Below are 23998 nucleotides of genomic sequence, written 5' to 3'. Positions count from 1 at the left end.
CTTAACCCCCGAGACCGAGCTGCTCGCTGTAGAACAGGCCGAGCCCGAACATGCAGCAGATGGCCGAAAGCAGCCAGAAGCGGATGATGACGGTGGTTTCGGCCCAGCCCGCGAGCTCGAAGTGGTGATGGAACGGCGCCATCCGGAACAGCCGCCGCCTGGTCGTGCGGAACACGGCGATCTGCGCGACCACCGAGATCATCTCGACCATGAACAGACCGCCGATGACGATGGCGAGCAGTTCGGTGCGGGTGGTCATCGACAGCCCGGCGACGAGGCCACCGAGGGCCAGCGAACCGGTGTCACCCATGAAGATCTTCGCCGGCGCCGCGTTCCACCACAGGAAGCCGACACATGCGCCGGTCGCCGCGGCGGCCACCACGGCCAGGTCCAGCGGGTCGCGGACGTCGTAGCAGGCGGCCTGCGGGGTGACCGCGCACGAGAGGCGGGTCTGCCAGAAGGCGATGACGACGTAGGTCGCCAGCACCATCGCCGCGGTGCCGCCGGCGAGGCCGTCGAGGCCGTCGGTGAAGTTCACCGCGTTCGACCAGCCCGAGATGACGATATAGCAGAAGATCACGAAGAACACCGACGGGAAGGTGATCAGCGCGAGGTCCCGCACGTAGGACAGGCTCTCCGAGGCCGGGGTCAGCCCGCGCTCGTCGGCGAACTGCAGCGCCAGGATCGCGAAGGCGATGGTGACCACGAGCTGGCCGACCAGTTTCGCGGTCTTGTTCAGGCCGAGGTTGCGCTGCTTGCGGATCTTGATGAAGTCGTCGAGGAACCCGACGAGCCCGAGGCCGACGGCCAGCAGGAGGACCAGCAGCCCCGAGGCGGACGGGCCGCCGGTGCCGTTGCCGCCGCTGAGCGCGCTGATCAGATGCGCCACGAAATACCCGACGACCATCGCGACGATGATCGCGACACCACCCATCGTCGGGGTACCGCGTTTGGATTTGTGTCCCTGCGGTCCTTCCTCCCGGATCTCCTGGCCGAAGCCCTGCCGGGAGAACACCCGGATCAGATAGGGAGTGAGGAGGATGGAGACCAGCAGGCCCGCCGCGGCCGCGATCAGGATGCTGATCACGCGTCACCACCGTTCGAGCGTTCGTGAGAGGGGGAAAGGGATTCAGCGTCGGTTACGGGAGCGGCGAGCACGGCGTCGGCCACCCGCCACAGAGCGGCGGCCTTGGACGCCTTCACCAGCACCACGTCTCCCGCGCGGAGCTGATCATGCAGCAGGGCGATGGCGGCGTCGACGTCGGGTACCAGTACCGACTCCTCGCCCCAGGAACCCTCCTGCTGCGCGCCCTGATGGGCGGCCGCGGCGGCCTGGCCGATGACCACGAGCTTGTCGATGTTGAGCCGGACGACGAGCCTGCCGATGCCGTCGTGCGCCTCGACCGAGTTCTCGCCGAGGTCGCCCATCACGCCGAGCACGGCCCAGGAGCGGCGGTTCGCGCTCATCGACGCGAGCGCCTTGAGCGCGGCCCGCATCGATTCGGGGCTGGCGTTGAAAGAGTCGTTGAGGACCGTGACGCCGTCGGCCCGCGTGGTGACCTCCATGCGGCGTTCGGAGCGTCGTTCGAGGCTCGACAAGCGGGCGGCGACCTCCTCGACCGTCGAGCCCATCTCCAGTGCCACGGCGGCCGCGCTGAGCGCGTTGCCGACCTGGTGCTCGCCGTAGAGCGGCAGCTTCACCGGCGCTTCGCCGTCCGGGGTGACCAGGCGGAACGACGCGCGCGCCTCGCCGTCGAGGGTGATGTCGGCGGCGCGGACCTGCGCGGACTCGCTCTCGCCGACGAACACCACGCGGGCCTTCGTCCGGCTCGCCATGGCCGCGACGTACGGGTCGTCGAGGTTCAGGACCGCGACACCGCCGTCCTCGGCGCTCGGCAGCGCCTCCACGAGTTCACCCTTGCCCTTGGCGATGCCCTCGCGCGAGCCGAACTCGCCGACGTGCGCGGTGCCGACGTTGAGCACGACCCCGATCCGCGGCGGCGCGATGGCCGCCAGTTCGGCGATGTGGCCGGGTCCGCGGGCGGAGAGCTCCAGCACGAGCTGCCGTGTCGAGTCGTCGGCCCGCAGCGCCGTCCAGGGGTGGCCCAGCTCGTTGTTGAACGAGCCCGGCGGCGCCACCGTCGGGCCGAGCGGCTCCAGCAGCTGGGCGATGATGTCCTTGGTGGAGGTCTTGCCCGCCGAACCGGTGACCCCGACGACGGTCAGGTGGTCACCCGCGAGCTTCTGGATGACGTGCCGGGCGAGTTTGGCGAGCGCGGCCAGCACCGCGGCACCCGCCCCGTCCTTGTCCGAGACCAGCGCGAACGCCCGCTCGTGCCCCTCGCCGGCCGCCAGCGGCGGCACGATCACGGCCGGGGCGTCGACCTCGCGGGCCGCGAGCACCGCGACGGCGCCCGCCTCGACGGCCCGCGCGGCGAAGTCGTGGCCGTCGACCTTCGCGCCGGGCAGCGCGATGAATAGACCACCGGGAGTGACCTCACGGGTGTCGAATTCGACGCTTCCGGTGACCTCGGCGGTCCCGTCGGTCCGATGCAGCCGCCCGCCGACGATGGCGGCGATCTCGGCCAGGCTGAGCACGATCACACTGTCTCCAGACGTCTGCGGATGGCGGCGGCCAGCTCTTCCCGGTCGGAGAACGGGTGCACGACACCCTGGACCTCCTGGCCGGTCTCGTGGCCCTTGCCCGCGATGAGCACGATGTCGCCGGGCTGGGCCAGCTCGACCGCGTGGACGATGGCTTCCCGGCGGTCGGCGATCTCGAGGATCTCGCCGCCCAAAGCCGGCCCGGCGTTGCGGGCACCGGCCAGCATCGCCGCCCGGATCGCGGCCGGATCCTCCGACCGCGGGTTGTCGTCGGTCACGATCAGGACCTCGCTGCGGCGGACCGCCGCCTCGCCCATGACCGGTCGCTTGGCGGTGTCGCGGTCCCCGCCGCAGCCGAGGACGGTGATGATCCGGCCCTCGGTGCGGGCACGCAGCGCGTCGAGCCCCTGCGCGACCGCGGCGGGTTTGTGCGCGTAGTCGACCACCGCGGTGAACGGCTGGCCGAGGTACACCCGCTCCATCCGGCCCGGCACCTCGACCGCGGCGAGCCCGGCGACGATGGCGTCGAGCGGGACACCGGCGGTGTCGAGGATGGCGGCCGCGAGCACGGCGTTGGCCACGTTGAACTCACCCGGCAGCGGGATCTTGGCCGCGGCGGTGAGGCCCTCGGGACCGTGGAGGGTGAAGGTCTGCTCGCCGGCCGGGGTGGGGTTGAGGTCGGTGGCGCGCCACAGCGCGTCCGTCCCCGGCTCGGTGGACACGGTCACCGTGTGCGGGGTGAGGAGTGCCTGGCCCCAGGCGCTGTCGACGACGACCACCTCGGCGGTGGACCGGCCGTCGAACAGCAGCGACTTGGCGGCGAAGTACTCCTCCATGTCCTTGTGGAAGTCCAGGTGGTCCTGGGAGAGGTTGGTGAAGGCCCCGACCGCGAAACGCGTGCCGTTGACCCGGCCCAGCGACAGCGCGTGGCTGGAGACCTCCATCGGGACGTGCGTGACGCCGCGTTCCACCATCACCGCCAGGAGCGCCTGCAGATCCGGCGCCTCGGGGGTGGTGAACCCGCTGGCCAGTCGCTCCCCCGCGATCCGGGTCTCGACCGTGCCGATCAGCCCGGTGGTGAGCCCGGCGGCCTTGAGCCCGGCGTCGACCAGGTACGACGTCGTGGTCTTGCCGGACGTCCCGGTGATGCCGAGGACGGACAGCTCCAGCGACGGCTCCCCGTAGATCCAGGCGGCGATCTCGCCGAGGGCGGCCCGCGGGTCCGGGTGCACCAGGATCGGCACGCCGGCGTCGCGGAGCACCGGACGCTCGGCACCGGCCTCGTCGGTGAGCACGGCGGCCGCGCCGGCCGCGATGGCCTGGTCGCTGAAGTCCGCGCCGTGGGCGCGAGCACCGGGAAGGGCGGCGAAGAGGTCACCGGGGAGGACGTGCTGGGCGCGGAGCGTGCTGCCCGTGACCGTCAGCTCGGCCGCGGCCGGGTAGTCGTCGCCACCCACCACGAGCCGGGCACCCGCCCTGGCGAGCAGCGTGCCCAGCGGCATCGGCTCGATCCTGGCCGGACGAGGGGGTGCGGCGACGGCCTTGACCGGGCTGTCCGGGACCTGGGCAGCCGTCGCGCCGGACCCGCTTTCGACGGCGGGACCGCTGCGGGGATCTGAAGTAGGCACCGACACAGCCAAGGAGGTTACCGGCGCGGCATTCGGGTGACTGAAGCGGTGCGGGGTGTGAGCGCGGCGATCATGCTCGTGGTAATGGGTTTCGCGGGCTCTCCTTGGCACGCAAGGGCTTCCGACTGTCGCTTGAGGACTTCGGACGCGCCGGGGGCTGAAGGGGACTTTCCCCGCGTCTCACGCGGCGAAGGACGCTTTCCTCTCATGACATGCGGGGAAAGCGTCCTTCAGCGACGTCAGGAAAGCACCAGCGGCACCTGAGGCGACGGACCGTCCGACAGCGGGATCTGGAACCGCTGCGCCAGGTACGCGGCCACCGAGTGGAACAGCGGCGCGGCCGAGAGTCCTTGCTGCAGGGTCGCGTCCGGCGCATCGAGGCGGATGCCGACCACGAAACGCGGGTTGTCGGCGGGCAGGATCCCGGCGAAGGTGATGTTGTACAGATGGTTGCTGTACGTCTTCGTCTGCGGGTCGACCTGCTGGCCGGTGCCCGTCTTACCCGAGATCTGGTAACCCTCCAGCGCCGCCTTCGGCCCGGTGCCGCTCTGCTGCCCGCGGCCCTTCTGCGTCACCGCGCGCATCATCTCGCGTACGGTCTTCGCCGCCTGCGGGCTGATGACCTGCACGGTCTTCGGCGCCGGCTCCGGGACGAGGGTCCCGTCGGGATTGATCTTCGCCTTGACCACCCGGGGTTCCACCCGCAGCCCGTCGTTCGCGATGGCCTGGTACATCCCGGCCATCTGCACGACCGTCATCGAAAGCCCCTGCCCGATCGGCAGGTTTCCGAAGGTCGTGGCCGACCACTGGTTGCGCGGCGGCACGACACCCGGGCTCTCACCGGGGAGGCCGAGCCCCGTCCGCTGACCGAGACCGAACTTCTTGAGCAGATCCGCGTACCGGTCCTCGCCGAGTTTCTGCGCCAGCAACAGGGTGCCGACGTTCGACGACTTCGCGAAGATGCCGGTGGTGGTGAACTGCTGGGTGCCGTGGTGCCAGGCGTCCTTGACGATCTTGTCCGCGACCTGCAACGAACCCGGCACCGGCAAGGAGGCCTCCGGCGTGGTGATACCCGCGTCGATCGCGCCCGCGGCGGTGACGATCTTGTTCACCGAGCCGGGTTCGAACGGCGTGGTCACCGCACGGTTGTTCAGGTTCTCCGTCTCGCTGCGCGAAGCGGGGTCGTTGAGGTTGACGGTCTTGTCGTTGGCCAGCGCGTAGACCTCGCCGGTCTTCGAGTCCAGGATGACCGCCTGGCCGCCCTTGGCCTTCGACTTGGCGACGTAATCGCTCAGCTGCCGCTGCAGTTCGTACTGCAGGTCGGTGTCGATCGTGAGCTGCAGATCCGAACCGGGGACGGCGTTCTGGATGTCCCGTTCGGTACCCGGGATGACCAGGTTGTCGTTGCCGTTCCGGGTGTTGACGATCTTGCGGCCCGGTGTTCCGGCGAGGTCGTTGTCCCGCGAGGCTTCGAGACCGTAGCCACCGTGCAGGTTGTGCTTGGACACGTCCTTGTCGTCGGTGCGCCAGTTCGCGTAGCCGACGATGTTCGCGCCGACCGAGTCACCGGGATACTCCCGCTTCGAGCGCTTCTCGACGCTGATCCACGGGTATTCCTTGACGATCGCCTCGGCGACCGACGGTTCGATGTCGTGGACGAGGTAGGTGAAGCCGTCCGGCTTGTGGAACTTGTCCAGCAGTTCCTGCTCGGTGATCACCCCGGGCAGCTTGGCCGCGATCAGCTTCGCCGCGCCCGCCACCTCGGACTCGAAGTTCTTGCCCTTGGTCGGGTTCTTCGCGGCGAAGTCGTCCATCGTCTTGTGGAGCCAGTTCAAGCTCACCGCGAGCGTCCGCACTTCGACGCTGAACGCGATCTTCGTCCCATTGCGGTCCAGGATGGAGCCGCGCTGCGCGGGACTTTCGATCACCGACGTCCGCTGCCGTTCCGCCGCCTCGGACAGCGCGCCGGCCTCGAACCACTGCACCTGCACCAATTTGAGGCCGGCGAGCACCATCACGACGATCAGCAGGATCCGGACGCCGGTGAACCGGCTCCGGTTCCCGCCGTTGCCCCGGCGGGCGGTGGCACGGCGGGTCCCCGCGGCGTAGGTCCGCCGCGCGCTCCCCGCCGACCGGGCCCTGGCCTGCGCCGGGCGGCCGGGTGACATCACTGACCTCCCTGCGCCGGGGCCGTGTTCTCCTGGGGCACCGCGGGCTGGTCGCCCTCGTACGGCGTGCCCTGCTGCGTGCCCTCGGCGGGCGGGGGCGCCGTCGATTCGGCCGGGGCGGCGGGCGCCTCGGCTTCGGCCTTCTTCGGCTCACCGACCACAGTGGACTGTCCATCCGGGCCGACCACGATATGCGCGGGGTCGCCGCCGGGCACCATGCCCAGTTCCCTGGCCTTAGGCGCCAGCGAAGCGGGCGACTCGGCCTTCGCGACCTCGCGCTGCAGCCGCTCCTTCGCCTCGGCGAGCCCGGCGTTGGTCGTGCGGAGTTGTTCGAGCCGGTACGAATCGGCGATGGCCTGCGTGGTCAGCCACAGCGTGCACGCCACGCCGACGGCCAGCATGCCCATCATCATCAGCACGAACGACGCACGCGAACGCGGCCAGCGCAGCTTGAGCTTCTTCTTCGGCTCTTCCTTGCCCGCGCCGCCTTCCGCGTCGGGACGGTTGCGCTGCTGGTCTCGCTGCAGCAGATCGGCGCGCTGGGCACGGCGGGCGTAGGCACGCTCGGCCGCCGACGTCCGGCCACGGGAGGCGCGGGACGTCGTGGTCTCGGTGGTGTCGGGTGTCTGGTCGGCCGTGGCGGTCGCACGGGCACGCCGTCCGGGCGGCGGTGTCCGGCGGCCGCGGGACTTCGCGGGAGCGGTCATCGTGCTCGGTCTCCGATCCGTTCGGCGGCCCGTAGCCGCACGGAGGCGGCCCGCGTGTTCTGTTCGGTCTCCGCCTCGCCGGCCTTCTCGGCCCCTCTGGTGAGCAGTTTCAATTCCGGGCCGTGGCCCGGCAGTTCCACCGGAAGCCCTTCCGGCGTCCGGGATTTCGCCAGTTCCGCGAAGGCCTGCTTGACCAGCCTGTCTTCGAGGGACTGATAGGACTCCACGACGATGCGGCCGCCGACGGCGAGGCAGGACAGCGCCCTCGGCATCGCGCGCCGCAGCACCTCCAGTTCGCCGTTGACCTCGATCCGCAACGCCTGGAAGGTGCGCTTCGCCGGATGCCCGCCGGTGCGCCTGCTCGCCGCGGGGACCGCGTCGTACAGCAGTTCCACCAGCCGCCCGCTGCGCGTGAAGGGTTCCTTCTCCCGTTCCGCCACAACGGCTTTGACGATCCGCTGGGCGAAGCGTTCCTCGCCGTAGTCGCGCAGGATCCGGATCAGCTCACCGGGGGCGTAGGTGTTGAGCACGTCGGCCGCGGTGAACCCGGTGGTCGGGTCCATCCGCATGTCGAGCGGGGAGTCCTTGGCATAGGCGAAACCACGCTCGGCACGGTCGAGCTGCATCGAGGAGACGCCGAGGTCGAACAGGATTCCGTCCACTCTGGACAGTCCGAGGCCCGCCAGCGCGGACGGCATCTCGTCGTAGACGGCGTGCACGAAGTCGACACGATCACCGTGCCGCGCAAGCCGTTTCGCGGAGAGTTCCAGCGCGTTGGGGTCACGGTCGAGGGCGACCAGGCGCAGCGAGGGGAACGCGGTGAGCAGCGCGTCGGAATGACCGCCGAGCCCGACGGTCGCGTCGACCAGCACGGCCTCGCGGTCGGAGAAGACCGGCGCGAACAGTTCGACGATGCGCTCCAGCAGCACCGGGACGTGCTCGTGTTCGTCTGCCATGTCTTCCCCCCTTTCCTGTAGTGCCGGGGAAGATGCCGGATGCCGTCAGGTCCCTGTCCGCCCGCCTGCTGACCTGGTACCGGGGAAGGTGTACCAGGGCCACTGAGCGGACAGAGGCCTCACGGCATCCGTGTGGACGGTTCCCGGCGTGCCCGAAGCGTGAACCCGCGCCCCCCGACGGCGTGGGTGCTTCCTCGGCCACGTCTAGAAGACGCCCGGCAGAACTTCCTCTCGAGCCTTCGCGTAGCTGTCCTCGTGTTCGTCCAGGTAGCCCTGCCACGCTTGGGCGTCCCAGATCTCCAGCCTGGTGATCGCCCCGATCACCACGCACTCCTTGTTCAGCCCGGCATAGCGTCGGAGCTCGGACGCGATCGCGATACGTCCTTGCCCATCCGGGCGTTGTTCGTCCGTCCCGGCGAAGAGATAACGCTGATAGGCCCGGACCGCCTCGTTCGTGAACGGGGCGTCGGCGACCTTCCTCGCCATCTGCTCGAACTCGGCCCGGGGAAAGACGAAGAGACAGTGGTCCTGTCCCTTGGTGACCATCAGCCCACCGGCGAGCGCGTCGCGGAACTTCGCGGGCAGCGTGAGCCGCCCCTTGTCATCCAGCTTCGGGGTGTGGGTGCCGAGGAACACCGGCTCCACCTCCCTACCGATCCCGGCTGCGAACAACCAAGCTCGGCCACGGGGCTCCCTTCTGCCCCACTGCGCACCACCGTACCCCACTTTTCACCACAGTCAACGCGGCAAAAGCCGCGACCACTCCGTCGTGTCAGGCGTTTTCGCTGGTCAGCCAGGTGGGGCCTGGTGGGGGGTCGGTGGGGGACGGTGGCCAAGATCCCCCTGGGCGGGTATCGAAGCAACCTCATCCATGCCTGACACGTCCGGATATCGGCCGCCGGAACCCTGCTGTGGAGCGATGTGGGGGTGAAAGTGGGGAATCCGGTGGGGCCGGGTGGGGAGAACTCAGGACACTGTGGAGGGTGAGGTCGGGTCATCCCATGAACGGTGTCGACAAAGGACTCCCATCCCTCGTGGGTGACGAGGGACCCTCCGGTCCGTGTTCGTTCCGGAGCTCACGGCTTACTGCTGAGCCGATGGGTTGAGGATGCCGCGCGCCGCTCTCAAGACTTCGGCGTCGAGGTCCTCGACCGTGGCTTCCATGTAGTCGACTGTGTCGTAGAAGTCGTCGAGTTGGACGAGCCGCTCGGCGCGTTCAAGAGTTCCGTGGCCAAAGGTCGCGTGAGCCCATACGGCCAACTCCCTGGGAGTCATCGCACCCGACAGGACACGGGCGGCCATGGCTTGCAGCCCCGTCTCCTGCGCGGCCTGCGTGCCTTTCTCGAAGAAGGCCAGGCCCACATCCCGCAATGCTGCTTCCAGCAGTTCCGGGACCTCCTCGTCCGCGTGCCTTACCGACACGGCGGCGAGCATGCACAGCGATGGTCCGTCCAGACCTGCCACCAGCAGGTCACACGCCGTATGGACGATATCGGCGGCACGTGCCTGCCCCACGTACCAGCGTGCGACGACATCGCGCATGTGCGAGAGGGCAGTCTCGAGGTTCACCCGCCCATGCTGACCTGTCATGGTCGGCCTGTCATATGTCTTTCTTGCCCGCAGGTGATGGCCGAGCCGGTCGACATGCCACTCACGACGTCAGCGATCACCGGCACCTACCGGTCCGGGTCCAGCAACGAGGCCAGCCGCGCCGCCAGCCGCGGACCGTCCACAGGGGACACGTTCACCCACGCCTGCCCGCCGCGCCCCTCGGTCCGTGCCGCGCAGTACGCGCCGACGTCGGTGTCGAACCAGGTCAGCCCGCCCGCCCGGTGCGCCCGGCCGTCGCGGTCGCGGGTCCGCACGGTGAACTGGCCCGCGCTGTAGACGGGCCGTGCCTGGATCGCGAGCACCTCGCGCAGCTGATTGTCCGAAGCCGACGATCGCCCGCCGTCGCCGAACACCGGATCCTCCAGGGCGTCGCCGAAGCGCGCCGCGGGCAGGCTGATGCCGTAACCCGGACCGGGCCGCAGTTCGGGCAGGACGTCGACGATCGCCGCGAACACCTCGCCGTCGCCGATCCCGGAGAGCGCGATGGTCTGCTCGGGCTGCGTGGCCAGCACACCGTGCCGCCCCCTCGCGGCCGCGACCGCGCGGAACGGCGCCTGAGCCGTCATGTCGGCCAGCGCCTCGCATTCGACGTAGACCTCGGCTCGCGCGAGCAGGTCCAGCCGTGCTTCCAGGGCGGCGTCGAGCCGGTCCCCGTCATAGAGGCCTCGTTCGGCGAGGTTTTCGTAGACCGCGTCGCGGATCTCGGCGCGTTCCGCTTCCGTGACGCCGACGCTGCGCACGGACAGCGGCCACGGCGGAGCCGCGTGTCCCAGATCGGACCAGAGGACGTCGAACGCCGACGCGGAAACGCGGATCAAGACCGCCCCAGCTCGGGCGGCTTCCCGAAGGAGACCCGCGGGGTCAGCGCCCGCAGTGAGGCATCGCGGGTGTTCATGACGTCGACGGCCTTGCGGCGGGCCTCTTCGGCTTCCGCGTGCTTGGCCTCCATCTCGTCGGCGAGCGCGGCGAGGAGCGCGAGGTTCCCGCCCGCCGCGGCGCCGCGGATCATCGCGCCCGGGTCGTAGTCCACCGGCGGCGGCATGTCGGCACGGGCCCGCGCCGCCGCTTCGGCTTGCCCGGACACGGCCTTCCCGAGCGAGGACGAGAGGTCTGCGGACCAGGCCAGCCAGCCGGACGCGGTGGTCAGCACCCCGCGGAGCGCGTCGCCCGCTTCCCCGCGCCAGTTCTCTTCGCTGCTGCCGATCAGCCCGGCCAGTTCGGCCGTCGCGTCCTGCATACGCCGCGCGAGCGCGTCCCAGCCGGCGCCGATACCGCCCGCGGCCTCGGGGTCGTTGCCCGCTTCGACCTCGGCGGCCAGCGCTTCGTGGCTGTACGCCTCGTATCGCGTGGCCGCGACCGGGACCTCGCGACCCGGCGTCTCTCCTTCAGGCACTGTTTCTCCTAAGGCAGTTTGGGTTCGGCCAATCCCGCCACCGTCACCGCGCGCTCACAGGCGAGCGAGGTGTCGGTGAAGTTCGTGTTGCTCACGTCGATCTGGACGCTCGCCTTCTCCCCCATGCCGAGCAGGACCGCGCAGGTCCCGTCGGCGGCCTTCTTGTCGGCGACCTTGAGCGCATCCCTGCCGCCGACCTTTGTCCTGGTGGCGGTCTTGCGCGCGACCTCGAGATCGGCCAGGCCGTTCTTCTCGTCCACGGTGATGGTGACGCCGAAGGTCGCGGGCACCGTCCAGTCGCAGGCGCGGGCGCCGTTGATCTCCTTCGCGACGCCGAGCACGTTGATCCCCGCGGTCGACCGGTCGCTCGGATCGAGCAGCGTGCACGGATCGACGCCGCGATCCGGCGCGGGCGCCGAAGACGAGGGCGCGGGAGCCGGACCGTCGGCGGCCGGAATTCGTGCCTGCCCCGCGGGTCCTTGCCCGCAGGCGGACACCGCGAGGACGCCGAGGAGACCGAGCGCGGCAAGGCGGGATTTCACCGGGTCAGCCGCCGACACAGTCCACGTCCGCCGCCGCTTGTTCATCCTGCCGGGTGTAGCGGGCCAGCGCCTTCTCGATCCGGTTCTTGAGCGCCTCGAGTTCCTTCCCGAACGCGGTGAGCGCCTCGACCGCGGAGCCTTCGGCGCCGATCCCGTACTGCGCCATGAACTTGCCGACCTCGTCCGCGTATCCCCCGCCGAGGGGAACCGTGCGGCCGAGCACCTTGGCCTCGCGGACCATCTGGCCGACCACGTCTTGCAGGGCGGAGATCTTCACGTGGGCGTCGGCGGCCAGCTCCGGCGCGACCGCGAACCCGCTCAGATCGAACCGGGGTTTGGCGGTACTCACCTCGCTCATATGCGATTACGCCTCTCCGTAGTCGAGCGACCTCGCACCGGAGCATACGACAAAACAAGGCGTCAGCGGGAGCACCCGAAAACGCGCTCACCTCACCCGATCGAGGTAAGGTCTCTGGTTGCACAGAGTCATCGACTGGGGTTGGCGGGGTTCCCCCCACGAGTTCGCCCGAGTTTGACACACTTCGTGGGAGGCTGACCGCTACCCGGGGGACTGCTCGGGCCTTGAAAGCTGACCTTCAGCAGGATCCAGCGGACATCCAGCCACGCGGCATCAGGAGGTCGAGTGACGTCGAGAATCCAGTCTGCGACGCCCGGCGAACACCAGGGCGAGCAGGCAACCGGGCAAGCGCCGTACCCCACGGACGCCGGCTCGGTCAGCGGTCGGCAGAACGGCCGGGAGGCCAGAGCGTCGCTGGACGAACTGCACGAGACCGCGCGGCGGATCGCCGCCAACGTGGAGCGGGTACTGGTCGGCAAACCCGACGTCATCCGCATCGCGCTCGTGACCCTGCTCGCCGAAGGCCACCTCCTCGTCGAAGACGTCCCCGGGGTCGGCAAGACCTCGCTGGCGAAGGCGCTGGCCCGCTCGATCGACTGCACCGTCAGCCGGATCCAGTTCACCCCCGACCTGTTGCCCAGCGACGTCACCGGGGTGTCCATCTACAACCGGCAGAGCGGCGAGTTCGAATTCCGCCCCGGCCCGGTGTTCGCGAACATCGTGGTCGGCGACGAGATCAACCGCGCCTCGCCGAAGACGCAGTCGGCCCTGCTCGAATGCATGGAAGAGCACCAGGTCACCGTCGACACCTCGACGTACCACCTCGAAGAGCCGTTCATGGTGATCGCCACCCAGAACCCCATCGAGATGGAGGGCACCTACGCGCTGCCCGAGGCCCAGCGGGACCGGTTCACCGCGCGGGTGTCCATCGGCTACCCCGACCAGCAGGCCGAGCTGGCCATGGTCGACGAGCACGCCGGGCACAACCCGCTGGCCGATCTCGAGCCCGTGTCCGACCGCGAGTCGGTGCAGCGGTTGATCGAGACGGTGCGCTCGGTGCACATGTCGCCGGAGATCCGCCGGTACGCCGTCGACCTGGTGGCCGCGACCCGCCAGATGCCGGAGATCCGCCTCGGCGCCTCGCCGCGGGCGACCCTGCAGCTGGTCCGCGCCGCCCGCGCGCAGGCCGCGCTGTCCGGCCGCGAGTTCGTCGTCCCGGACGACCTGCACACGGTCGCGGTCCCGGTGCTGGCCCACCGCATGGTGCTCACCACCGAGGCGCACGCCGCCCGCCGGTCGGCCACCGACGTGGTCCGCGCGATCCTGCACCGCGTTCCCGTTCCGCAGGGCTCGAACCGCTGACACACGAGGAATAGCGCCATGCTGCGTGCTCTGTCCGGCCTGACCACACGCGGCCGCTGCCTCCTCGCCGCCGGCGTCGCCGCGGCGGCGTGCTCGTTCGTGCTCAACGAACGGGATCTGCTGCGGGTCGCGGTGTTCGTGATCGCCCTGCCGCTGCTGGTCGCCTTCTTCATCTCGGCGACCCGGCTGCGGCTGGGCGCGGCCCGCTCGCTGCGCCCCGAACGGGTCTCGGTCGGCTCGCCGGGCGAGGTCCAGCTCGAACTCTGGCGCAACGGCAGGCTCCCGGCAGGCGAGGTGCTGCTCGAAGACGGCGTGCCCTACGCGCTCGGTTCGCGGCCGCGATTCGTCGTCGAACGTCTCCCGCACGACCGCCGCGTCGCGCTGCGGTATCCGCTGCAGCCGGTGCTGCGCGGGATCCAGCAGGTCGGTCCGCTGCGGGCGACGATCACCGACCCGTTCGGGCTGTGCGAGTTCGAACGTGAGCTGATCGGGCATTCCCGGCTGGTCGTCGTACCGAAGGTGGCGGGTCTCTGGGGCCTGCCCAGTGGCGCCGGGATCGGCGCGGGCGACGACGGCAGCATCCGCCTGCACGCCGGGCAGGGCGAGTCGGACGTGATCGTCCGGCAGTACCGCCAGGGCGACGACCTGCGGAAGGTCCACTGGCGCTCGACCGCGCGCCGCGACGAGATCATGGTCCGCGTCGAGGAACGGCCATGGCGCGGTGGCACCACGGTGCTGCTGGACCACCGCGCGGCGGCGCATCACGGCACCGGCCCCGCGGCGAGCCTCGAATGGGCCGTCTCGTTCGCCGCTTCCGTGGCGCTGCACCTGCGCCGCTCCGGGCACCGGGTCCGCCTGATCACCGAACACGGCCAGACCCTGGCCGACACCCCCGGTGAGGGTGGCGAGCACTACGACAACGTCGTGCTCGACGTCCTCGCCGCGCTCCAGCCCGCGCACCAGCGCGACATCACCCTCGGCCACGACCCGGCCGAGGGACAGGAACTCATCGCGGTGCTCGGCACCGTCAGCAACGAATCCGTGCACGAGCTGTCCCGGTACCGCCCGCGCGGCATCCGGAGCCTCGCCGTGCTGCTCGACACCCCCGGCTGGTCGTCCGGCGTCAACCGCCCCGAAAACCGGGCCGCCGCCACCGAGGAATCGGTGGCGCTGCTGCGAGCCGCGGGCTGGGGCGTCGTCGTCGCCGGTCCCGGTTCGCCCATGCCGCAGGTCTGGGCCGAGCTCTGCCAGACGGCCACCCGCCGGGGCACGCTGATCGGAGGCGGCCTGTGACCGCGACCGCGCCGCCCCTGCCGCACACCCCCAAACCGCGTCCCGCCGCCCCGCCGCCCGTCTGGACGAGCAGCGTGCTCGCGCCGGTCGCCGCCGGGCTCGCCACGTTGTTCGCCTCGACCTCGCTCACCGGCGTGGTCTCCGGCTGGGCGTGGTTCGGTTATCTGCTGGTCGCCGTCGTGCTGATCGCCTCGACCGGGCTGGCCCTGCGCTCGCTGCGCGCGCCGACCATCGTCGTCGGGCTGGCGCAGCTGCTGGTGCTGCTGTTCCTGATCACCGGGGCGTTCACCACCAGCGGGATCCTGAAGATCTTCCCCGGCCCGGACGCGCTCGAAGAGCTGCGCGGTGTCCTCGCCGCGGCGGCCGAGCAGATCCGCGTCGGCCTGCCCCCGGTCGAGGGCACCCCGCCGATCCTCTGCCTGATCACCATCGCGATCGGCCTGGTCGCGGTCCTGGTCGACACGCTGGCCGTGGCCGCCGCCGCGCCCGCCGCGACCGGTCTGGTCCTGCTGTGCGTGTACGCCGTCCCGGCCGCGCTGGCCGAGGACATGCTGCCGTGGTGGACGTTCCTGCTCGGCGCGGCCGCGTTCGCCGGGCTGCTCGCCGTCGACGGCAACCACCGGCATCGCCGCTGGCGCAACCGGGACGCGCCCGGGCTGGGCAACTCGGCGAGCACGCTGTCGGCCCCCGTCGGCGTGGTGGCCGCCGCGATCGCGATGGGCCTGGTGATCGGCACCGCCGTCACCGGTGTCGGCACCGTCGGCAGCCTTCCCGGCGGCCAGGGTTCGGGCCGCGGTGGCGCGGGCGGCTTCGGCGTCGAGCCGTTCACCCAGCTGCGTGGCCTGCTCGACCAGGGCGAGAACGTGGAGCTGTTCAAGGTCTACGGGCTGGGCGCGGACAAGCGGCTGTTGCGCGCGTTCACCCTGGACACCTACACCCCGAACAAGGGCTGGGGGCTGGCGCAGAACGGCCGCGCCCAGCAGGGGGTGCAGGCCAACAAGGGACTTCCGCCCGCCCCGGGTGACGACGGCGCCGGGCCCGGCCGCGAGATCCGGATCGAGCCGACGAACTGGGTCGACAACTGGCTGCCGATCTACGGCGCGCCGAGGGCGCTCAACGGGCTGGCCGACAACTGGCTGTACGACCCGGTCGGCGGTGCCGTGTTCACCACGACCAAGCAGAACGCGCCCGCCTACACCGAGACCGCGTCCATCAAGGAACCGTCGAAGGACGAACTCCGCCTCGACGACGCCCGCCTGGCCGAGGTGCCGCCGCAGTTCACCCAGGTCGACCGCGTCGATCCCCGCGTGGTCGCGAAGGCCAAGCAGCTGACGGAGAACGAGTCCAACAACTTCGACAAGGCGCAGGCGCTCTGGTCGTTCTTCACCGCGCAGAACGGGTTCGTCTACGACACCAAGACCGCCGACGCCACCGACTCCGACGCGCTCGCCGACTTCATCCTCAACGGCAAACGCGGATTCTGCGAGCAGTTCGCGTCCGCGATGGCCGTGATGCTGCGGTCGGTCGGCATCCCGTCGCGGGTCGCCATCGGCTTCACGTCCGGGACGCCGAAGGGCGATCACGTCTCGATCAGCTCCGAAGACGCGCACGCGTGGGTCGAGGTCTACTTCCAGACGAAGGGCTGGGTCAGCTTCGACCCGACCCCGCTGGTCGACGGCCGCGCGGTCGTCCCGCCGTACCTGCAGAACGACGCGGGCAGCTCCACGACCAACGACACCCAGGAAGTGCCGAGCGCGCCCGCGTCGAGCGCCCCCGCCACCGGTACCCCCCGCGACCCGGGCGAGGACCTCGGCGCCGACGGCGGCACCGGCCAGCAGGAGGAAGAGCCGCTGTGGCCCGCGATCCTCGCCGGGATCCTCGGCGGGCTGGCGGCCGCGCTGACCGTGGTCGCGATCGTGCGGTCGCGGTTGAGATACCGGGCGCTGATGCGGTCGTCCTCTTCCCCGGATTCGCCCGCACCGGAACACGGGTTCCTGGACAACCAGAACGTGACGAACTGGCTGCCGCTGATCGCGATCGCGCTGTGGGTGGCGGCGTTCGCGTTCCTGGCGGCATGGGTGTCGTGGTGGTTCGCGCTGGCGCTGGTGGTCGTCCTCGGCGGGCTCGGCACGCCGACGGCGATCCGGGAGATCAAGCGACGGCTGCGGCTGCAGAAGATCGCGTCCCGCTCCCCCGCCGCGGCCGACGCGGCGTGGCGCGAGCTGATGGACGAATGCGCGGACCGCGGCCTGCCGCTGTCCGGCGGCGACACGGTGCGCGTGGCGGGCCGGAAGGTCGTCGAAAAGCACCGGCTGGACGAGGAGGGCCGCTCCGGCCTGCGGACGGTCATCGGTGTCGTGGAGCGCTCCTGGTACTCGGACCAGCCCGCGGACGACCAGACGCTGGGCCCGGCCTTCGACGAGGTCCGCAAGAGCCTGAAGCGGAACGCGCCGATGTCGTGGAAGGGCCGTCTGTTCCCGCGGTCGCTGCGGCGGCGGGACAAGTAGCGCTCGTGTCCTAGGTACGTCCCCACCGTGCGCGGGTGGCGATCTCGCGTGATCGGACGGACGACACACGTGTGCGGACGGACGACACGCGGCGACACCTCGGCCGAACCCGTGTCGTCCGTCCAATCACGCGTGTCGTCCGTCCAGTCACGCGTGCCGTCCGCCGGATCACGCGTGCCGTCCGATCAGCGCCTGCCGGGGCAGGACAACGCGAACATGCCGGCAGGGCGTCGCCCTGCCGGCATGTTCGCGTGTGTGAGAGCTATTGCTCCTCGAAGCGCTGGCGGAAGCGCTCTTCCATGCGCTGGGTGAACGAGCTCCGGCGCGTGGACGACTTGCCGCCGCCACCCCCGCCGGCCCCCGGGCCACCGCTGTCCTTACCGCCCTCCGCTTCGGCTCCTTGCCGAATCGATGTGACGGCCATCATGACTCCGAAGAACATCACGAGGAACCCGAGCACGCTGATCACTGGGATCTCGGCCACCCGGATGTTGACCACCACGCCGAGCACCAACAGTGCGACGCCCACTACGAACAGGGCGATGCCCTGCAAACGCCGTCGGCGGGCGGGGCGGCGCAACCGGGTGCCTCGCACCGTGGATGCGAACTTGGGGTCCTCGGCATAGAGCTCGCGCTCGATCTGATCGAGCAGCCGCTGCTCATGCTCGGAGAGTGGCATCTTTCCTCCTCCGGCACAGCTGTCGCGGGCGCCGGGCCGCGCAACGTCATGGACCCAACAGACAACCCCAGGCGGGGTGTCTCTGTCCAGGATACGAGCCCCGCGCTCGTCCGACTACCCGATCCCGTATCCAGAAGGAATCGAATTGGCCGAAACCACCCGACTCGGCTCTCTCGAAGACGATCGAGCGGGCGATGTCACTGGTCACGGGGGGTCAGCAGTGACGCGGGCCGCACCGCGGCGGCACCGAACTTCGACCGCGCGACGTCGGCGGCGACTTCCGCATCCCGCCAACGGGGTTCGGAAGATGCGAAAAGCAGTTGTTCTCCACTACTCTCCGTGCCCAAACCCTCGACCCTTACGCCGATCAGGCGGACTGCGCCCGTGGGCGCGTGCTCGGCGAGGAGCTCGACGGCCGTGCGGTGGATGTCGCGGGCCACGTCCACTCCTACGGCGGTTGTCCTCGCGCGGGTGATGGTCTTGAAGTCCGCGAACCGGACCTTGATCGACACCGTCCGCCCGCGAAGGCCCCGGCGGCGCAAGGTGGCGGCGACGCGCTCCGACAGCCGGAGCAGCTCCAGCCCGAGCGCCGCGCGGTCGTGGAGGTCGACGTCGAAGGTCACTTCGGCGCCGATCGACTTGTCCGGCGACTCCGGGACGACCTTGCGGTCGTCGTGCCCGTTCGCGAGCGCGTACAGGTGCTCCCCCAGCGCCCGCCCGAGCGACCGCCTCAGCCTCGCCAGTGGAGCGGCGGCGACGTCGGCGACGGTGTGGAGCCCCTGCTGCCGCAGGTGCTCCTCGGTGCGCTTGCCGACACCCCACAGCGCCGAGACGGGCAGCGGGTGCAGGAACGCGAGCGTCTCGGCCGCCGGGACGACGACCATGCCGTCCGGTTTCGCCATCCCGGATGCCAGCTTCGCGACGAACTTGACCTTCGCGACGCCGACCGAGCAGCTGATCCCGAAGTCGGCGGACACCCGCTCCCGGATCCGGGCCCCGAGCCGCGCGGGCGAGGAGTCCAGCCGTTTGAGCGCCCCGCTGACGTCCAGGAAGGCCTCGTCCAGGCTCAGCGGCTCCACCAGTGGCGTCAGCTCGCGGAAGATCCCCATGACGCCCTGGGAGACCTCGCCGTAGAGCCCCGGCGTCGGGGTGATGCAGATCAGCTGCGGGCAGAGCCGTTTCGCCGTCGAGAACGGCATGGCCGACCGGACGCCGAACTCGCGCGCCGCGTAGCTCGCGGCCGCGACGACCGACCTCGGGCCGCCACCGGAGACGACCACCGGCTTGCCCGCCAGCTCCGGGCGGGTGCGCAGCTCACAGGACACGAAGAAGGCGTCCATGTCGACGTGCAGCAGGCCGCAGCCGGTGTCGTCGGGCCAGGTGGTGGCCCCGGTCGTCACGCGGTAGCGGGCCATCCCTCCGGGCAGTTCGGCGTTTCGTCCCACGGGCAGACGCTAGCCCGGCCCACCGACAGTTCTCCGCTCCGAGTGTCATGAAAGGGTCGTTCAGGACATTTTTCGTCCTGAACGACCCTTTCATGACATCCGAAAGGCGCGCCGCGCCGTCAGGCGGGCCGGTGGGCCAGCAGGTGCAGCCGGCTGGAGATGTCCCGCAACGGCGGGACCGACGCCGCCGCCAGTTCGAACTCGGCCAGGTCCTCTTCCCGCACCCCTCCGGGCACGAAGTCGGCGACGACGCCGTCACCCTGCAGCAAGGTCACCTCGAGGCCCACCTCGATCAGCTGGGCGCGCAGGGCCTCGGCGTCGAAACGCCGCAGCACGGTCTCCCGGCCGCCGCCGAGCACGCCGCTTTCGGCCGCGAGCAGCTCCCGCGCCTCGCCGAGGCGTCCGGCCAGCGCGCGCTGCAGGATCGCGGCGTTCCGGTTCGCCACCAGCACCGAGACCGCGCCGCCGGGTTTGACCGCGGCGGCCAGCGCGGCGAGCACGAGCGCCGGGTCGTCGACGACTTCCAGCAGGCCGTGCGCGAGGACGAGGTCGGCCGATCCGGCGGCGACGTGGGCTCCGAGCGCGTCGGAGTCGTCGGCGATCACCGTGATGCTGCCGGAGACGCCCTCCTCCTCGGCGCGGCGGCGCAGGGTCGCCAGCGCGTTGGGGTTCGGTTCGACCACGGTCACCAGGCAGCCCGCCGAGGCCAGCGGCACCGCCCAGCCGCCGCTGCCGCCGCCGACGTCGACGACGTGCGGCTGTTGCGCGCCTCGCGCCCGTGCGGCCCGGAGTTCTGCTTCGAGAACCCGGCGAACCGCCCCCGATCCCCGCGTGGCCACGGTGTCCGTCTTCATAAACGCACAGGGTAATGCCCGCCTTCGCCGGCCCGTCGGGTGTAGTCCGATGCGGTGTTCGACACCTTGCCACGGGGCTGCCCCGCCGACTGCCCGTAGGCTGTATCGAGTGCACACGGTCGCTGTTCTCAGCCTGAAGGGTGGCGTCGGTAAAACGACGGTCGCCCTCGGTGTCGCGTCCGCCGCGCTGCGTAGGGGCGCCCGGACCCTCGTGGCCGACCTCGACCCGCAAGGCAACGCCACCACCTCGCTGGACCCGCCCTTCACCGATCGCACGCTGGCCGACGTCCTCGAGACGCCGGTGCGTTCGGTGCTCGAACGCGCGATCGCGCCCAGCGTGTGGAGCGACCAGATCGACGTCCTCGTCGGCGCCGAAGAGCTGGAGATGCTCAACGAGCCCGACGCCGACAGCCGCCGCCTGGAGAACCTCTCCCGGGCGCTCGACGAGCTGCACACGAACCCGCTGCGCGAGGAACCCTACGAACTGGTGATCCTCGACTGCCCGCCGTCGCTGGGCAGGCTGACCCGCTCCGCGCTGGTGGCCGCGGACAGCGCCCTGATCGTCACCGAGCCGACGATGTACGCCGTCTCCGGCGCCCGCCGCGCGCTCGACGCGATCGAGAAGATCCGCGAGGAGCAGAACCCGGGGCTGCGGCCGATCGGTGTCGTGGTCAACAAGCTCCGCGTGCGCTCCTACGAGCACCAGTTCCGCGTGGCCGAGCTGCGGGAGAACTTCGGCCCGCTGGTGATGCCGACGGCCATCCCGGACCGGCTCGCCGTGCAGCAGGCGCAGGGCGCGTGCAGCCCGATCCACGAGTGGCACTCCCCCGGCGCGCAGGAGATCGCGCTCACCTTCAACATGGTGCTCGCGAAGGTCCTGCGGTCGAGCCGGGCCGGGCGGCATCGCGTCCGCGGCGAGGAAGAGCCCGAGACCACCGAGGCACCCGCCAAGCTGAGCGACACCGGCACGGGATAGGCGCCGATGCCCGAAGGCGACACCGTCTTCCTCGCCGGCAAGGTCCTCGACAAGGCGTTGGCGGGCAAGACCTTGCTGCGCGGCGAGTTCCGGGTCCCACAGCTGGCCACGACGGATCTCACCGGACGTGACGTGCTCGGCGTCGGCACGGTCGGCAAACACCTGCTGACCCGTCTCTCCGGCGATCTGACCCTGCACAGCCATCTGCGGATGGACGGTAAGTGGGACGTCTACCGGGCGGGCGCGCGCTGGCGGCATCCGGCGCATCACGCGCGGGTCATCCTGGCCACCGGGGATCTGCAGGCGATCGGCTTCCGCGTGCACGACCTCGAACTCGTGCCCACGGACGAGGAAGACCGCCTGGTCGGCCATCTCGGCCCGGATCTGCTCGATCCACAGTGGACGGACGAGCTGGCGGCGCGGGCGGCGGCCGCGCTGGCCGCGGATCCGGATCGCGAACTGGGCGACGCCCTGCTGGATCAGCGGATCATGGCCGGGATCGGGAACATGTACAAGGTCGAGATGTGCTTCCTGCTCGGTGTCACGCCGTGGATACCGGTGTCCGAAGTGGACACGGCGAAAGCGGTCGCGCTCGGCCGCAAACTGCTGAAGAGCAACGCGTGGCGCACCTCGCAGACCACCACCGGCGATCTGCGGCGCGGCCGCGAGCACTGGGTCTACGAACGGACCAAACAGGGCTGCTTCCGGTGCGGCGGGCGGCTGAAGGTCGCGCCCCAGGGCGACGGGTACCAAGCGAGGCCGACCTGGTTCTGCCCGAAATGCCAGTCCGGGCCCGCTCCCGGCGGCTAAGCTGGCCCCGTGACGCTGTTCAAGCTCCCGCTCTACGGGGCCGACACCGAACGCGGCGACCTCGCTCCCTGAGCCGCCCGCTCCCTCCGCACGTCACCCTTCACTTCTCCCAGGGAGCTTTGTCATGCCCGGAATCCTCACGGGCGAGGCGCTGCGCGCGTTCGTGCACGCCCTGCCCAAGGTCGAACTGCACGTCCACCTCGTCGGCTCGGCGAGCCTGCCCACGGTGCTGGAGCTGGCCCGCCGCCGCCCGTCCGCGGGCGTGCCCACCGAACCCGCGGCGCTCGCCGAGTTCTTCACCTTCCGCGATTTCCCGCATTTCCTCCGCAACTACCTGGCGGTGACGTCGCTCGTGCGCGACGCCCGCGACATCCACACCCTCGTCACCGGGCTGGCGGCCGACCTGGCCACGCAGAACGCCCGCTACGCCGAAGTGACCGTGACGCCGTACAACCACGTCCTCGACGGCATGCCCGCCGACGATCTCCTCACCGGGCTCGCCACCGGACGGGCGGCCGCGCGGGCGGACCACGGCGTGGAACTGGCCTGGTGCTTCGACATTCCCGGCGAGAAAGGGGTCTTCGCCGGCCGTGAGACGGTCGTGTTCGCGCTGCGCGAACGCCCCGAGGGGCTGGTGTCCTTCGGTCTCGGTGGCCCCGAGGTCGGTGTCGGCCGTGCGCAGTTCGCCCCGTTCTTCACCACGGCGAGGGAGGCGGGGCTGCACAGCGTCCCGCACGCGGGCGAGACCACCGGACCCGCCACCGTCTGGTCGGCGGTGCACGATCTCGGCGCGGAGCGGATCGGGCACGGCGTCGGCGCGCACACCGATCCGGCACTGCTGGAATACCTTGCCGTGCAACGGATCCCGCTGGAGGTCTGCCCCACGTCGAATCTGCGGACCGGGCAGTTCCCCTCGATCGCGGCGCATCCCGTGCGGCGGCTGCTCGACCACGGCGTGACGGTCACGCTCAACACCGACGATCCGCCGATGTTCGGCGCCACCCTCGACGGCGAGTACGTGGCGGTGGCCGAAACCCTCGGGCTCACGGCGGCCGAAATCGCCCTGTTCGCGAAGAACGCCGTGGAAGCCTCTTTTCTGCCCTCGGCGGACAAGACCGTCCTGCTGCGGGAGATCGACGAAATCTTGTTGCAGGACCCCGAACTCCTCGCATAGCGTGGCGGTACACGAGAGAGGAGGTGGTCCAAAGTTGTATTCCAACAGGACTCGTGAGGTGGCTGTCCGCTAGCGGACCCCACGCGTAGGACTTCAGAGCAGCGATACAACGCAAGTTGGAGCCACCTTCGGCTCGTCGTCTCTGCTTCGCGTGATGCCTGCTAGCGAATACCAGGCAGTCACCGGGCCCCCGAGGTTCCCGAGCACCGGTCCGGCTCGGGCCCGGACGCCGATTCCCGGCGTCCGGGAGCCGCCTCGGGGGTACGCCTATTTCCGGGGCGGGCGGACCACCCGCCGCCCCGAAGGACCGTCCGCCGCAGTCCCGCCCCCAGGAACCCCGCAGACTGGATAGCCTGTCGCCATGCTGAGGCCCGATTTCCCGATCATCACCCAGCGACTGACCCTCCGCGCCTTCACCCCCGCGGATCTCGACGAACTCAACTCGTTCCAGTCCCGCGCCGACGTCGCCCGCTACCTCTACTGGGGCCCGCGCAGCCGGGCCGAATCCGCCGCCGCGCTCGCCAAACGCGTGCACAGCAGCACCCTGTCCAAGGAAGGCCAGTTCCTCGCGGTGGCCGCGGAACTGACCGAGACCGGTCAGCTGATCGGCGACCTGAACCTCGAGTACCTCAGCAGCGAGCACCGCCAGGGCGAGATCGGGTTCGTCTTCCATCCCGATCACCACGGGAAGGGCTTCGCCGCGGAGGCCGCGGTCGAAGTCCTGCGGCTCGGGTTCGAGGACCTCGGCCTGCACCGGATCATCGGCCGCTGTGACGGGCGCAACACCTCGTCCGCCGCGCTGATGGAGCGTCTCGGCATGAAGAAGGAGGCGCATCTGCGGCAGAACGAGATCGTGAAGGGCGAGTGGTGTGACGAACTCGTCTTCGCGATGCTCGAAGACGAGTGGAAGGCGAGGCCCTAGAGCTCACCA

At 70.4% G+C, this 23998-nt stretch carries 22 protein-coding genes; 7 read left to right on the top strand and 15 right to left on the bottom strand.

Annotated features, from left to right (window positions below):
- Position 1 precedes the first annotated feature (1 nt).
- The 12 genes from mraY to AORI_RS52410 all read right to left on the bottom strand — a co-directional run bounded on the left by mraY (position 2) and on the right by AORI_RS52410 (position 11967).
- Positions 2 to 1087 (bottom strand): phospho-N-acetylmuramoyl-pentapeptide-transferase, encoded by a 1086-nt coding sequence (gene mraY, locus AORI_RS52465; RefSeq protein ID WP_016332673.1) that lies wholly within the window; start codon positions 1085 to 1087, stop codon positions 2 to 4.
- Complete coding sequence (locus AORI_RS52460; protein ID WP_016332672.1) at positions 1084 to 2604, bottom strand: UDP-N-acetylmuramoyl-tripeptide--D-alanyl-D-alanine ligase; 1521 nt, start codon at positions 2602 to 2604, stop codon at positions 1084 to 1086. The genes mraY and AORI_RS52460 overlap by 4 nt, the downstream gene beginning before the upstream one ends.
- Positions 2601 to 4106 (bottom strand): UDP-N-acetylmuramoyl-L-alanyl-D-glutamate--2,6-diaminopimelate ligase, encoded by a 1506-nt coding sequence (locus AORI_RS52455; RefSeq protein WP_016332671.1) that lies wholly within the window; start codon positions 4104 to 4106, stop codon positions 2601 to 2603. Before AORI_RS52455 ends, AORI_RS52460 begins: the two co-directional genes overlap by 4 nt.
- A gap of 365 nt (positions 4107 to 4471) precedes the next feature.
- Positions 4472 to 6400, bottom strand: a complete 1929-nt coding sequence (locus tag AORI_RS52450) for a peptidoglycan D,D-transpeptidase FtsI family protein (RefSeq protein WP_016332670.1) — start codon at positions 6398 to 6400, stop codon at positions 4472 to 4474.
- Complete coding sequence (gene ftsL / locus AORI_RS52445; RefSeq protein WP_016332669.1) at positions 6400 to 7107, bottom strand: cell division protein FtsL; 708 nt, start codon at positions 7105 to 7107, stop codon at positions 6400 to 6402. Before ftsL ends, AORI_RS52450 begins: the two co-directional genes overlap by 1 nt.
- The gene (rsmH, locus tag AORI_RS52440; protein WP_016332668.1) at positions 7104 to 8063 is read right to left on the bottom strand and encodes a 16S rRNA (cytosine(1402)-N(4))-methyltransferase RsmH; all 960 of its coding nucleotides are present in this window, start codon (positions 8061 to 8063) and stop codon (positions 7104 to 7106) included. Before rsmH ends, ftsL begins: the two co-directional genes overlap by 4 nt.
- Before the next feature lie 204 nt (positions 8064 to 8267).
- On the bottom strand, positions 8268 to 8699 hold the full coding sequence (gene mraZ / locus AORI_RS52435) for a division/cell wall cluster transcriptional repressor MraZ (protein WP_005156436.1): 432 nt from the start codon (positions 8697 to 8699) through the stop codon (positions 8268 to 8270).
- A 447-nt stretch (positions 8700 to 9146) separates the two neighbouring features.
- Positions 9147 to 9632, bottom strand: a complete 486-nt coding sequence (locus AORI_RS52430) for a hypothetical protein (protein ID WP_081809659.1) — start codon at positions 9630 to 9632, stop codon at positions 9147 to 9149.
- A 107-nt stretch (positions 9633 to 9739) separates the two neighbouring features.
- Positions 9740 to 10492 carry an ESX secretion-associated protein EspG gene (locus AORI_RS52425; RefSeq protein ID WP_016332666.1) on the bottom strand — a complete coding sequence of 251 codons (753 nt, stop codon included), beginning with the start codon at positions 10490 to 10492 and terminating at the stop codon, positions 9740 to 9742.
- Positions 10489 to 11067 (bottom strand): PPE domain-containing protein, encoded by a 579-nt coding sequence (locus AORI_RS52420; protein ID WP_016332665.1) that lies wholly within the window; start codon positions 11065 to 11067, stop codon positions 10489 to 10491. The genes AORI_RS52425 and AORI_RS52420 overlap by 4 nt, the downstream gene beginning before the upstream one ends.
- 8 nt (positions 11068 to 11075) lie before the next feature.
- Complete coding sequence (locus tag AORI_RS52415) at positions 11076 to 11609, bottom strand: DUF3558 family protein (RefSeq protein WP_228688338.1); 534 nt, start codon at positions 11607 to 11609, stop codon at positions 11076 to 11078.
- Positions 11610 to 11613: 4 nt separating this feature from the next.
- On the bottom strand, positions 11614 to 11967 hold the full coding sequence (locus tag AORI_RS52410) for a hypothetical protein (RefSeq protein WP_016332663.1): 354 nt from the start codon (positions 11965 to 11967) through the stop codon (positions 11614 to 11616).
- Between the two features lie 285 nt (positions 11968 to 12252).
- On the opposite strand from AORI_RS52410, the gene AORI_RS52405 reads away from it, so the two are divergent.
- Genes AORI_RS52405 through AORI_RS52395 form a run of 3 tightly spaced genes read left to right on the top strand, consistent with a single transcriptional unit; the run spans position 12253 to position 17129 of the window.
- On the top strand, positions 12253 to 13329 hold the full coding sequence (locus tag AORI_RS52405) for an AAA family ATPase (protein WP_016332662.1): 1077 nt from the start codon (positions 12253 to 12255) through the stop codon (positions 13327 to 13329).
- Positions 13330 to 13347: 18 nt separating this feature from the next.
- Positions 13348 to 14622: a DUF58 domain-containing protein gene (locus AORI_RS52400; protein ID WP_016332661.1), complete on the top strand. Its 1275-nt coding sequence runs from the start codon at positions 13348 to 13350 to the stop codon at positions 14620 to 14622.
- Positions 14619 to 17129: a transglutaminase TgpA family protein gene (locus tag AORI_RS52395; protein WP_016332660.1), complete on the top strand. Its 2511-nt coding sequence runs from the start codon at positions 14619 to 14621 to the stop codon at positions 17127 to 17129. The genes AORI_RS52400 and AORI_RS52395 overlap by 4 nt, the downstream gene beginning before the upstream one ends.
- A 262-nt stretch (positions 17130 to 17391) precedes the next feature.
- Here the strand turns inward: AORI_RS52395 and AORI_RS52390 are convergent, their stop codons facing one another.
- From AORI_RS52390 to AORI_RS52380, 3 genes are all read right to left on the bottom strand, one after another.
- A complete protein-coding gene (locus AORI_RS52390) occupies positions 17392 to 17808 on the bottom strand; it encodes a DUF3040 domain-containing protein (protein ID WP_016332659.1) in 417 nt (138 codons plus the stop codon).
- 197 nt (positions 17809 to 18005) lie between these two features.
- Positions 18006 to 19223, bottom strand: a complete 1218-nt coding sequence (gene dinB / locus AORI_RS52385) for a DNA polymerase IV (protein ID WP_016332658.1) — start codon at positions 19221 to 19223, stop codon at positions 18006 to 18008.
- Positions 19224 to 19372: 149 nt separating this feature from the next.
- Positions 19373 to 20107: a methyltransferase domain-containing protein gene (locus AORI_RS52380; RefSeq protein ID WP_016332657.1), complete on the bottom strand. Its 735-nt coding sequence runs from the start codon at positions 20105 to 20107 to the stop codon at positions 19373 to 19375.
- Between the two features lie 109 nt (positions 20108 to 20216).
- On the opposite strand from AORI_RS52380, the gene AORI_RS52375 reads away from it, so the two are divergent.
- The 4 genes from AORI_RS52375 (at position 20217) to AORI_RS52360 (ending at position 23989) form a co-directional block, all read left to right on the top strand.
- Entirely contained in the window at positions 20217 to 21083 is an 867-nt protein-coding gene (locus AORI_RS52375; RefSeq protein WP_007029346.1) for a ParA family protein, read from the top strand.
- 6 nt (positions 21084 to 21089) lie between these two features.
- A complete protein-coding gene (locus AORI_RS52370; RefSeq protein WP_016332656.1) occupies positions 21090 to 21893 on the top strand; it encodes a DNA-formamidopyrimidine glycosylase family protein in 804 nt (267 codons plus the stop codon).
- A gap of 124 nt (positions 21894 to 22017) precedes the next feature.
- Positions 22018 to 23067, top strand: coding sequence for an adenosine deaminase (gene add, locus AORI_RS52365; RefSeq protein ID WP_016332655.1), 1050 nt, complete (start codon positions 22018 to 22020; stop codon positions 23065 to 23067).
- 361 nt (positions 23068 to 23428) lie between these two features.
- The gene (locus AORI_RS52360) at positions 23429 to 23989 is read left to right on the top strand and encodes a GNAT family N-acetyltransferase (RefSeq protein WP_016332654.1); all 561 of its coding nucleotides are present in this window, start codon (positions 23429 to 23431) and stop codon (positions 23987 to 23989) included.
- Positions 23990 to 23998 lie beyond the last annotated feature (9 nt).

This window comes from Amycolatopsis keratiniphila (assembly GCF_000400635.2).
GTDB classification, from domain to species: domain Bacteria; phylum Actinomycetota; class Actinomycetes; order Mycobacteriales; family Pseudonocardiaceae; genus Amycolatopsis; species Amycolatopsis keratiniphila.
Note: the sequence above shows the minus strand (reverse complement) of the source record. Positions and strands in the feature narration are given on the sequence as shown.